At 39.3% G+C, this 11262-nt stretch carries 8 protein-coding genes and 1 pseudogene; 6 read left to right on the forward strand and 3 right to left on the reverse strand.

The features are described from left to right. Window positions 1-564: 564 nt before the first annotated feature. Window positions 565-921: pseudogene (locus tag Q0625_RS14955) on the reverse strand (heat-shock protein Hsp70); the annotation flags it as partial. A gap of 606 nt (window positions 922-1527) precedes the next feature. Next, window positions 1528-2685 (reverse strand): 5-(carboxyamino)imidazole ribonucleotide synthase, encoded by a 1158-nt coding sequence (locus Q0625_RS07910; RefSeq protein WP_298825505.1) that lies wholly within the window; start codon window positions 2683-2685, stop codon window positions 1528-1530. 286 nt (window positions 2686-2971) lie between these two features. Here Q0625_RS07910 and Q0625_RS07915 point away from each other — a divergent pair, with 286 nt between their 5' ends. The 4 genes from Q0625_RS07915 to Q0625_RS07930 are packed head-to-tail and all read left to right on the forward strand — an operon-like array spanning window position 2972 to window position 5614. Then, window positions 2972-3868, forward strand: coding sequence for a YitT family protein (locus Q0625_RS07915; RefSeq protein WP_298825508.1), 897 nt, complete (start codon window positions 2972-2974; stop codon window positions 3866-3868). Window positions 3869-3905: 37 nt separating this feature from the next. Continuing rightward, window positions 3906-4157: a hypothetical protein gene (locus Q0625_RS07920; RefSeq protein ID WP_298825511.1), complete on the forward strand. Its 252-nt coding sequence runs from the start codon at window positions 3906-3908 to the stop codon at window positions 4155-4157. Next, on the forward strand, window positions 4157-4468 hold the full coding sequence (locus tag Q0625_RS07925; protein WP_298825514.1) for a type II toxin-antitoxin system RelE/ParE family toxin: 312 nt from the start codon (window positions 4157-4159) through the stop codon (window positions 4466-4468). The genes Q0625_RS07920 and Q0625_RS07925 overlap by 1 nt, the downstream gene beginning before the upstream one ends. A gap of 12 nt (window positions 4469-4480) precedes the next feature. Next, window positions 4481-5614, forward strand: a complete 1134-nt coding sequence (locus Q0625_RS07930; RefSeq protein ID WP_298825517.1) for a DUF2062 domain-containing protein — start codon at window positions 4481-4483, stop codon at window positions 5612-5614. Between the two features lie 82 nt (window positions 5615-5696). On the opposite strand, the gene Q0625_RS07935 is transcribed toward Q0625_RS07930, so the two are convergent. Continuing rightward, window positions 5697-6233 carry a PAS domain-containing protein gene (locus tag Q0625_RS07935; RefSeq protein ID WP_298825520.1) on the reverse strand — a complete coding sequence of 179 codons (537 nt, stop codon included), beginning with the start codon at window positions 6231-6233 and terminating at the stop codon, window positions 5697-5699. Between the two features lie 270 nt (window positions 6234-6503). Between Q0625_RS07935 and nhaD the strand changes: the two genes are divergently transcribed. Together nhaD and Q0625_RS07945 are read left to right on the forward strand one after the other, a co-directional pair. Continuing rightward, window positions 6504-7829, forward strand: a complete 1326-nt coding sequence (gene nhaD, locus Q0625_RS07940) for a sodium:proton antiporter NhaD (RefSeq protein ID WP_298825522.1) — start codon at window positions 6504-6506, stop codon at window positions 7827-7829. 213 nt (window positions 7830-8042) lie between these two features. After that, the coding region (locus Q0625_RS07945; protein WP_298825525.1) for a T9SS type A sorting domain-containing protein at window positions 8043-11262 on the forward strand (3220 nt) is incomplete at its 3' end.

The following is an 11262-nucleotide window of genomic DNA, read 5'->3' on the forward strand; positions in this document are numbered from 1 at the left end:
TGACCACTGTTAAATACTTAACATTATTTTTTATTGTATAAATTCTTACTTCTCAACAGCCTTTTCCTTGACTTTGCCCCTTGCATTTTTGTAATTTTGCACTCTGTTCGGTTATCAGTATTCAGCGATCAGAAGTCAGTTGTCAGACGCTACAGCTGATTTTGTGCGAGTTTTCGTTATATAGAACTCATGTTAATGGATGAGACACTTTGTAAGACACAATTCATGATATCTTGTAAAATTGTACGAATCACATACTCGCTTATGCAACTTTACTTTTCACCCACATACCCAAGCTCCAAGTTTTCGCTTGGCTTTACTTTTCGTTTTTCACTATTCACTTAACTTATGGAAGAGGCTTTAGATATACTTTGGACATACGCTCGTCGTGAGCCCTTGGATAGCAATGGAGAGACAGTAGTCCCTACCATCAACAATAGTATTGCCGCTATCCGTATCATTATGCGCTTGGAAGGATGGGCTATGGGAAGTGAAAAGCGAAAAATGAATAGTGAAAAGCGGGCAACGCCTGCTTATGCAACGTCTGATAAGCCAGCATCCCATCGTAGGGGCAAAGTCCGCGAGAGCGGAGTATGTGAGCAATTCGCCCCCATTTGATAATTCGCCCTCATTATGATTGTTCGTGTTATTATTCGTGTTGTATTTGGTATTTTGTGATTGGGCGAATTGCCATTCGCCCCTACGAAGGGACGCTGGCTTATCAGACGTTGCATAAGCAGGCGTTGCCCGCTTTTCACTATTAACTTTTCTCTTTTCACTTCCCATCGCCCATCCTTCTAAGCGCATAATGATACGGATAGCGGCAATACTATTGTTGATGGTAGGGACTACAGTCTCTCCATTGCTATCCAAAGGCTCACGACGAGCGTATGTCCAAAGTATTTCTAAAGCCTCATCCATAAATTAAGTGAAAAATGAATAGTGAAAAGTGAATAGTAAAGTTGTGTAAGCGAGTATGTGATTCGTTCAATTTACAAGATGCCATGAATTGCGTCTCTACGGAAAACTATGCCCGTTAGGAATTGTCTTAGCCAGCGCCTATGTAGAGACGCAATTTATTGCGTCTTACAGAATGTCTCTACAAACGATATAATCAAAGTTTACACATACCTAGTTGGGTATTCGTGCCAGCGTGGGGGACAATAATTTACAAGATGCCATGAATTGCGTCTCTACGGAAAATTATACCCATTAAGGATTGTCTTAGCCAGCGCCTGTGTAGAGACGCAATTTATTGCGTCTTACAAAAACATGAGTTCTATATAAAGAAAGTTCGTACAAAGTCAACTGTAGCGTCTGACAACTGACTTCTGACTGCTGAATACTGCTCCCTGAACAGAGTGCAAAATTACAACAATGCAAGGGGCAAAGTCAAGGAAAAGGCTATTGAGAAGTAAGAATTTATACGATAAAAAATAATGTTAAGTGTTTAACAGTTGTCAGAGGTCAGTATTCAGTAAACAGTTTTTGACAACTGACAACTGACCTCTGACTGCTGACGCCTGCCTACTGCTTACTAATCACTTTGATAGTTTCTTTTACCTTTTGAGCTAAGGAACGGGCTTGTTCTATATCTGGGTGAGTGATGGTGATATGTCCCATTTTGCGGAAAGGGCGTGTTTGTCGCTTGCCATAGATGTGAGGGGTAACCCCTTGGAGAGAGAGAACATCCTCTATATGCTCATAAATCACATCACCTGCATAGCCCTCAGCCCCTACCAGATTGACCATGACACCTGCTACTTTGCTTTCGGTGCTTCCCAAAGGTAGGTTCAAAATGGCTCTTAAGTGCTGTTCGAACTGAGAAGTATAGCTTGCCTCAATCGAGTAGTGACCTGAATTGTGAGGGCGTGGAGCAACCTCATTGACCCATATTTCCCCTTCTTTTGTTAGGAATAACTCCACGGCTAGAAGGCCAATACTACCGAAGGCTTCAGCTACTTGTAGAGCGATTTTTCTGGCTTGGTCGCTGATAGGCTCAGCAATACGAGCAGGGCAAAGCACATATTCTACTTGGTTGGCTTCGGGATGAAATTCCATTTCCACTACGGGATAGGTAGCCACTTCTCCCTTGGGACTGCGAGCGACAATTACAGCCAATTCTTTGTCTATATCTGCACAGAGCTCCGCTATACAAGGACCTTCAGGAAGTGCATGGAGGTCTTGAGGATTGCGCACTATCTTCACCCCATTACCATCGTAGCCAAAGCGGGTGCTTTTCCATACAAAGGGGTATGTCCATCGGCCTTCAGCCACAGCTGTTGCTAATAGAGCAGGGGAGGGAAAAGGTTCGAAGGGAGCTGTAGGAATTCCATGTGCTTTGTAAAAAGCCTTTTGAGCACCTTTGTCCTGAATGATACGCAGACTCTTAGGGGTAGGGTAGACTTTGATGCCTTCACTCTCCAAGCGCTCAAGCGCATCTACATTTACATTTTCTATTTCAAAGGTAACTAGGTCAGCTTGCTTGCCGAACTGGTATACAGTATCATAGTCCATCAGGTCGCCCTGAAAGAAAGTATGACAGCCGAAGCGTGCGGGGGCTTCTGCACTAGGATCAAGCACTATGGTGCGAATATCGTATTTGAGGGTTTCAGTAAGGAGCATCTTTCCGAGTTGTCCTCCTCCGAGTATCCCTAAAGTAAAATCAGTAGAAAAATAAGACACTTTTTTAATTGTTAATTATTAATTGTTAATTGTCAATGAGTTGATGAGTCGATTAGTCAATTAGCTGATGAGTCAATTAGCAAATTAGCAAATTGTCAAATTAGCACATTGACAAATTGGCACATTAGCACATTGGTAAATTGGCACATTGGTAAATTAGATAGTGCAAAAATACGAATTTATTTCCTATTTTTTGATAAATTAAAATTTGTGGAAAAATCTTTTTTTACCATAAAAAAAATCGTACTTTTGTGCCTGCAAAAAAGCAGTAATAAAAGCTTGCGTTATGAATAAAAAGAATAATACCATTGAGTATTTGAAATCTTTCTACATCAAAGATTATCTTTACATGGCTTTTGCCATTGTGATTTACACTATTGGGCTTACAGGTTTTATTATGCCCAACAAAATAGTAACAGGAGGCTTGGCTGGGGCTGCGCTCTTGCTCAAATATGCCACAGGTATCAATGCTTCTACTACTATATTAGTGGTGAATTTGGCACTTTTAGTACTTGCCTTCCGCTTTTTAGGTAAGACTTTCGTGATTAATACGGTCATAGGCGCAGGCTTACTTACTTTAGGAGTAAGAATAGGGGAGACCTATCTTACCCCTTATTTTACAGCTAATCCTTTGATACATGATTCTTTTATATCCATAGTGTTGGGAGGTATCCTAATGGGAACAGGTTTGGGAATGGTTTATTCGGTTAATGGAAGTACCGGAGGGGTTGATATTATTGGCTTTTTGGTTACCAAATATTTCAAAATACGTATCTCTCGTATCCTCCTCCTCATGGATGTTCTTGTTGTAATGTCCTCTATCCTTGTCCTCTCTGGCTATACAATGGAAAAGATGGTCTTGGGACTTATCCTTTTGCCAATCATGTATCAGGCAGTGGATGTAGTGATGAATGGAGCCAAGCGAGCCATACAAGTTACTATACTTTCGAAAAAATATGAAGAGATTGCTACTCATATCAATACCGAACTCAAGCGAGGTTGTACAATAGTAGATGGTATGGGCTGGTATACCAAGAATCCTCAAAAGGTGGTTATCGTTTTTGCTCGTCGTGGAGAGGGTACCACTATTTTCCGCTTAGTCAATAGTATAGATCCTGAAGCTTTTGTCACTCGTACCAATGTAGAGGCGGTATATGGTAAGGGTTTTGAAAAATTTAGTTAATCAGAGGTCAGTAACTAACCGCTAATAATGAATTATTATGAATACAGCAACTTTACCACTAACAGACACACATTTTCTTACAGATAAGGAAGGAAATAAGACTCATGCATTACTTCCTATAGAGGACTATAATGAATTGGTAGAGAAGGCTAATTGTTATGAGGACTATGATGAATATACACTTCAGGCAATAGATAGAGGGTTAAGGGATGCAGAAGCAGGAAATTTCGTCTCCCATGAAGAGGTTATGGAAAATGCAAGGAAGATATTAGAAAAATACATGAACTAATGGAAACGGAATATCTTGTTGTATGGACAACGGAGGCAAAGATACAATATAATGATGTACTTCTTTTTTGGGCAGAAAACAATAATTCTCCCAAATATGCTATAAGTTTAAATCGGCAAGTAGAAACTATCTTAGAAACATTGAAGGATTTTCCTAAAATAGGAACAATTTATTTGGAAGAGAAGAATATCCGTAGAATTGTTATATTGCGAAATTTTTCAATGTACTATAGAATCATAGAATCCGCAAAAGAACTCCAAATAATAACATTTGTAGATAATAGAAGCAATCCTAAAAAATTAAAATTCTAATAGAATTAATCATTGACAAGTAACTACGCTGTACTTATTCCTACTTATAATAATGAGAAAACCCTTTCCAGAGTATTGGATGGGGTTCTTTCCTATACCCCTCATGTGATTGTAGTTAATGATGGTTCTACCGATAGCACCGCAGCGATTCTCTCGGGCTATCCCCAAGTCGAAGTAGTTACCTTCCCAAAAAACAAGGGCAAAGGTAAGGCCTTGCAGGAGGGCTTCCGAGTAGCAAGAGCAAAAGGCTATACCTATGTGCTAACGATAGATTCTGATGGACAACATTTTCCAGAGGATATCCCCACTTTTATAACAGCCATAGAGCAAGAGGAGGTTCCTACTCTTTTGGTTGGTAACCGCGATATGACCGTAGAAGGCGTACCTAAAAAGAGTAGCTTTGGTCATAAGTTCTCCAATTTCTGGTTTCACTTAGAGACGGGAGTAAAGCTCCCTGACACCCAATCTGGTTACCGTTTGTATCCGCTTGAGGTGATTCCCAGGCGTTATTTTACATCCAAGTTTGAGTTTGAAATAGAGGTGCTTGTCAGGAGTAGTTGGTGTGGAGTGCCTATAAAGCCTGTACCTATAAGAGTACTTTATGATCCTAGTGAAAGAGTTTCTCACTTTCGCCCTGTGAAGGATTTTGCACGTATAAGTTTGCTTAACTCAATCTTGGTGCTTATAGCGTTTCTATATATAAAACCTCGTGATTTTCTGAGGAAATTCCAAAAAAAAAGCTTTAAAACATTTCTTAAGGAAGATCTTTTAGAGGCAAGTCTCTCTGATAGTAAAAAGGCTTTTTCTATAGCCTTGGGTGCTTTCTTTGGAATTTCTCCTTTGTGGGGATTTCAAACAGCACTAACGATTACTTTTGCAGTGCTATTGGGACTCAATAAATCCTTGGCTTTTTTGGCTTCCAATATCAGCATTCCTCCCATGATTCCTTTGATAGTATGGAGTTCGTTGAAAGTAGGGGGCTTATTTACAGGAGGGGGGGTACTCCCAGAAGGCGAAATCACAAGAGACTTCATTAAGGCACACCTTATACAATATCTTACAGGCAGTTTTCTTTTAGCCTTACTCATTGCAGCGATTTTAGGAACTGCAACCTATTTGTTCCTTAAGACAAAAAATGAAAAATGAAATAGTGTTCAGTTATTTAGATATTAAAAAAGGCTCCCCTTATTTTAGGGAGCCTTTCTCTTTTTATATGAGTAATAACAAACTATTTAAATTCTAAGATAGCATTTTCTATAAAGTCAATATAGTCGTAGTATTTGTTTTCTTTAAGGAAGTTGGCTAAATAAGCACCACTGGCTTCCATGCCTCCTACGGCTTCTACTTGGAGCATTTTGGCATAAAGGGGAGCGATATATTTCTCCACACTTTGTGTAGGAACGGAAGTACGGCGTGCAAGATAGCTAGCGATTTTCCCTTGGGAATCTTTGATGATGTCAAAATCCGTTACCACCCAGTAGTATTCGCCTGATTTGGCTAGATTTTTGGCTACAGCATGGAAGTTTATACCCTGTTGTATATTATCCCAAAGAACTTTAAAGATCACACGAGGCATGTCAGGATGGCGGATAATGTTGTGGGGAGAACCCATAAGTTCTTCTTCGCTATAACCACACACATCACAGAATACTTGATTGACGTAATCAATCACTCCTGCTGCATCGGTACGACTCATGATGGTCTTGGATTTATCCCAGTTGACTTCCTTATCAATAGGAGTAGGATATTTAAAATTTGGTATCATATGGAGGAAATTAATTGTTTTTGTGAAATCTCCGCAAAGATACATTTTTTTTCAAAAATAAGGAAAAGAAAGCGGTATTATTTTTATAAACATAGTGAACAATTTTCTATACTTTACTGATAATCATGTGCTTTACTTCTTTTATGATTTGTATATAAAGGACTTAAAAAAGTTATCAACAAAAGGAGGAAAAATCTATCTAGAAAAATTCGTTTTTCTGATAAATTTTTTATAACTTGCACCCTCAAATAAAGTATAAAGAAAATTGCTATGGAATTACTTATTGTAGCGGTGTTTTTCATTGGTTATCTGTTTATTACGGTAGAGCACCAAGTGAAAATTGACAAAACTATTTCAGCGCTTGGGATGGCAGTTGCGTGCTGGACAATCCTTAAAACGGCCGATTTGCCTGTTTTTGAAATTGAAAATGGATTGGTTCCTCTAGCAGATCATTACGAAGGAGGCAATTCACAGGCTATTGATAGTCTCCTTTTGTACCATTTAGGAAAGGTGGCTGAAATTCTCTTCTTCCTCATAGGAGCGATGACGATCGTAGAGATTATAGACATGCACCGAGGATTTGAGATTATCAAGAAAATGGTTAAAACCCGTAAAAAGAAGAAACTACTTTGGGTATTAGGGATTGTTTCCTTTTTCCTATCATCCTTGATAGATAACCTTACCACTATAATAATTATGATTACCATTTTGCGTAAGTTGGTACCTTTCCGCGAGGAACGTATATGGTATGCTTCGCTTTTGATAATTGCTGCCAATGCAGGAGGGGCATGGTCTCCAATAGGTGACGTAACTACCACCATGTTGTGGATGGCCAATAAGGTAACAGCTATGCGACTTATAGACTACGTAGTATTGCCAGCAGTACTTTGTTTCTTAGTTCCTTTCTTGATTGCTTCTTTTATGCCTATTTTCAAAGGGAAGTTGGATATGCCACAAATGGATAAGACTCTAGCTTACAAAAGTAGTACCCCTATTTTGATTATTGGGGTGTTGGGTATTATCTTTGTACCTATATTTAAGTCTATATTCCACTTACCTCCTTATTTGGGTATGTTGTTCTCCTTGGCTACTGTATGGTTCTTCTCTGAACTACTTAAGCCTAATACAGATATGGTAGAAGGAGATAAGCCAAGTTTTTCAGTACATAGTGCTTTAGGACGTATAGAACACTCCAGTATATTATTTTTCTTAGGGATTCTCTTGGCAGTAGCATCTTTGGAAGTTATGGGAACGCTCTTCAACTTTGCAGGGTCTCTTAGTCATGTAATTCCAAATGAGAATATAGTGATAATGATTCTTGGTTTTGCCTCTGCTGTGATAGACAACGTACCACTAGTAGCCGCTGCGATAGGTATGTTCCAAGAACCATTGGATGCTTCTCTATGGCACTTTATAGCTTTCTCAGCAGGAACAGGAGGTAGCTTGCTCATCATAGGTTCTGCTGCGGGAGTAGCGGCGATGGGTATGGAAAAAATAGACTTTTTCTGGTATGTAAAAAATATTTCTTGGCTAGCTCTTATAGGATTCTTAGCAGGTTGCGGATCCTTGATTGCTGTAGAAACATGGTTTAGATAAAATTTTTGAGTTTTGAGTAATTTTGGTCTTTAATTGCTCAAAACTCAAATTGATAACTTAGAACTAAAAGTTCATCGCTAAAAGAAGCTAATATAAGAATTCTAGAGTGATGAAACATGTATAGTCATATAATCAATGGGTTTAGAATTACTTATCCATTAATAGTAAAAAAATTGACAATTAGAAGATTATATCCAATAAACATAAATTATTATGAAAAGATATCTACTAAATATAAGCTTTTTCTTGTTGCCACTGCTAGCACTGGCGCAGAGCCTCCCTTCCTATACCCTTACGGGGGAGAACACAGTATGTGGAGGAAATATAAAAGTAGATTGGTCGGCAGCAGTAGCAGCGAGTATTCCTGTAGCCCAATGGCAAGCAGAACTTTATGATGCAGCAGGAACTAAGCTCTCCCAAAAGAACTTCGATACCGCAGGGAAAACTCAATTTCAGAGTCTTTCCTCAGGTACCTATAAGGTGAAGATTGTTAAGAAAGATGGTACGAATGCTGTCTCTCCTATACAAACGCAGGCACTTGTCTCCAGTTACAGACGATTTGCTGTTATCTATAAAGGACAATCCAATGCAGAAAGAGCTACAGGCGAATGTGCTAATAATGGGAAGGCTACAGTTAAGATAAAGGATGGAGCAGGACCTTTTGTAGTAAAAGTATATGAAAAAGCTACTGGTAATCTGGTGGCTACCTCTCCAGCTACTAACAAGACTGGTAATGAAACCTCTGTACAGGTGTCTGGTCTTAAGCATAGTACAACGTATCGTGTAGAAGTAACAGACCAAGTAGGAGGAGGAAGCTGTTCAGTAACAGAACCCAAAGAAGCTCATGAGTTCTCTACTATTGAGGCTTCTGCATCTTTTGTAAGGAGTGTTACTCTAGAGACCTGTCGTCCTCTTAAAACAGGAGAAACAGAGGGAGCACGAGGGTTAATAACTATAGATATTAATAATGCAAGTGCTGGAGCAGGACCTTTTACTGTAAAAGTGATAAAAGATGGAGGTCAAGTAGTGGTAGCTAATGCCTCCATTACTAAGAGTGGCCCTACAGGTAGTACAATTAAGAATATAGAACCTGATGCAGGAAAGTCCTTTGATGCCAATGCTTATTATACTGTACAAATAACGGATGGTAGCTGTACTACGGAGAAGAGGTTATTTAAGAAATATAGTTATTCTCCAATAAACCTATATATACACTTAGCACCTTCTTGTGCAAGTAATTGTGGTAATTATGATTTGGCTTTTACAGCCTTGTATAGTGATCTAGCAAACAATAAGCAAGAATTCTATTATCCTTATAGAATGAGGCTAAAGGTAACTCGTGGAGGAACAACTATTGCTAATCAAGACTATAGTAAAGAGGAAGCACTTCCATTTAATAAAAGAGAAGGACAGAGAAATGTGTATGGAGCCAATGAAGAGTTTGCTTACTGGTATTGGTATACTCCCCAAGTACATACGACCAATATACAAGTGAAAGCGGGTGATGTCATTTCTCTTGAATATGCAGATTGTGCGGGAGTAACTCGTACATTATCTCATACAGTAGCTCCTCCTACTTCTATACCAGAAACAACATCTGATATACTCCCTAATGAAGCTACCTCTGCCCCTTGTGATAAGGTAGTACGCCTTAATACAAGATTCCAACAAATGGTAGGAGAGGCTTCTTATAATGCTTTTTGTAGTGTAGCAGGGTTACAAGTACAAGCAAAACGTTCAGGTGCTGTGACACCTCTACTAGCCAATGAAACCCAAAAGCTTTACAGATTCTATGATGGACAAGGGGATAATACTTATAGGGTGAAAGTACAAGATGCTGGGACCTCCTACCAAATGGAGTATGCAATTTCTACAGCTTTAGGTGGGAGTTTAGATGGTTCTAGTACTAAAAATTGTAAGCATTATCTATCAAATAGCCTAACAGTAGCTTCAACTAATCCGTTGGATCGTATTCCTATTAATACAGGAGGGTCAGTATCTAGTGTATTAGAGTATCCAGGACGAGGAAACAAACTTTTTTTAGGAACAGATGATCCTCTAAAAGCAGGATTGGATTTTATTACAGATAACAATAAGCTTACTGTACGTATTGTACGTGCTGATGGACAGCCCAATGAACAAGAAATAGATATAGATGGACCTTGGAATCTTAGGGGAAAATATAAAGTGAAGTTTCCTTTCACTAAGGAACTTTACCCCTCTATGAATCAAGGTTATGCTGGTATATACCAGTTCTTTGATCTTCCGCCTGGAAAATATAGAATAGAAATGAGAGATGGATGCGGTAATACCCGTAATCATGATATTGTTGTAGGGCCAGTGGCGAATGTAAATCGCCAAATAGATGGAGATGATCACTTTATAGTAACTACAGACTGTGCACAAGGAGGAAGTACCAGTAAGGGGAAAGTAGTGATGGATGTATTGTCTGAAAAAAGGACAGCTGCTGTCCCTACAGGATTGTATTTGTTTTCAGATGAGAACAGAGGGAATGGGCAGCCAATACACAAGCGTGTAAGTCCTACTCCAATCAAAAGTGCAGGATTTACTCATACGGATGCCTCAGACCCAGATAAAACTCGTTCTGTAGCTACATTGTCGGATATTCCTCCTGGAAAATATATAGTGGGAGCATCCATGGGGCCTTATTACCATTCAGTGATAGACCCACAGAGTGCAGAAGAGCGTGGCTATATGTATCATTTTAATCCTTCAAGACGTGGAGATGTGATTAGTAATACAGTTATCTACAAGGAGATAGAGATCAGAAATATCACAGATATAACTCCTACCACCTCCATAGGTATGTGTGACCCTTCTAATCCTAATACAGGAGTGATACGAGTGGAGATGCCTACAGGTTCAGAACCCAAGTATCCTATTACTTATACCTTATATAAGGTATCGGGCGGAACCAAAACAGTGGTAACGCAAGGAGGAAACGAGGTAAAGAAAGTGATAAGTACTAGACCTACTAATTTTGAGGATGCCTTTGCTACCTTCAATGATATACCTAAGCTTACAGGAGGGGATACCTATGAGGTGAAGTTTGAGTCAGGCTGTTTGGATCGTTGGGTGCCTGTACCGGACTTTGGTAGTTTAACAGCCCCTAATGTACGTTCCAATGTTACTCAGGCTTGTTGGAATCAACCAATGACCCTTAGTGTGGATCTTTCTGAAACAGTATATGATATCCAGTGGAAGTCTGAACCTGCAGAAGCCTTGGATGGGGTACCAGGAGCTGACTTAAAGAAATCTTCTTTTACTTTTAACCCACAGGTAACTGCTAAGTATTATGTTGTTTATAAGATGAAGGCAGGACGTGGTTGTCCTACAGCGGAGAAGAGTAGTGCTAAGAAAGAGATCCCATTGAAGGTAACGAACTTCACGGATGCATCAATTTCAGCATTAC

It is taken from the genome of uncultured Capnocytophaga sp. (assembly GCF_938029845.1).
In the GTDB taxonomy this organism is placed as follows: domain Bacteria; phylum Bacteroidota; class Bacteroidia; order Flavobacteriales; family Flavobacteriaceae; genus Capnocytophaga.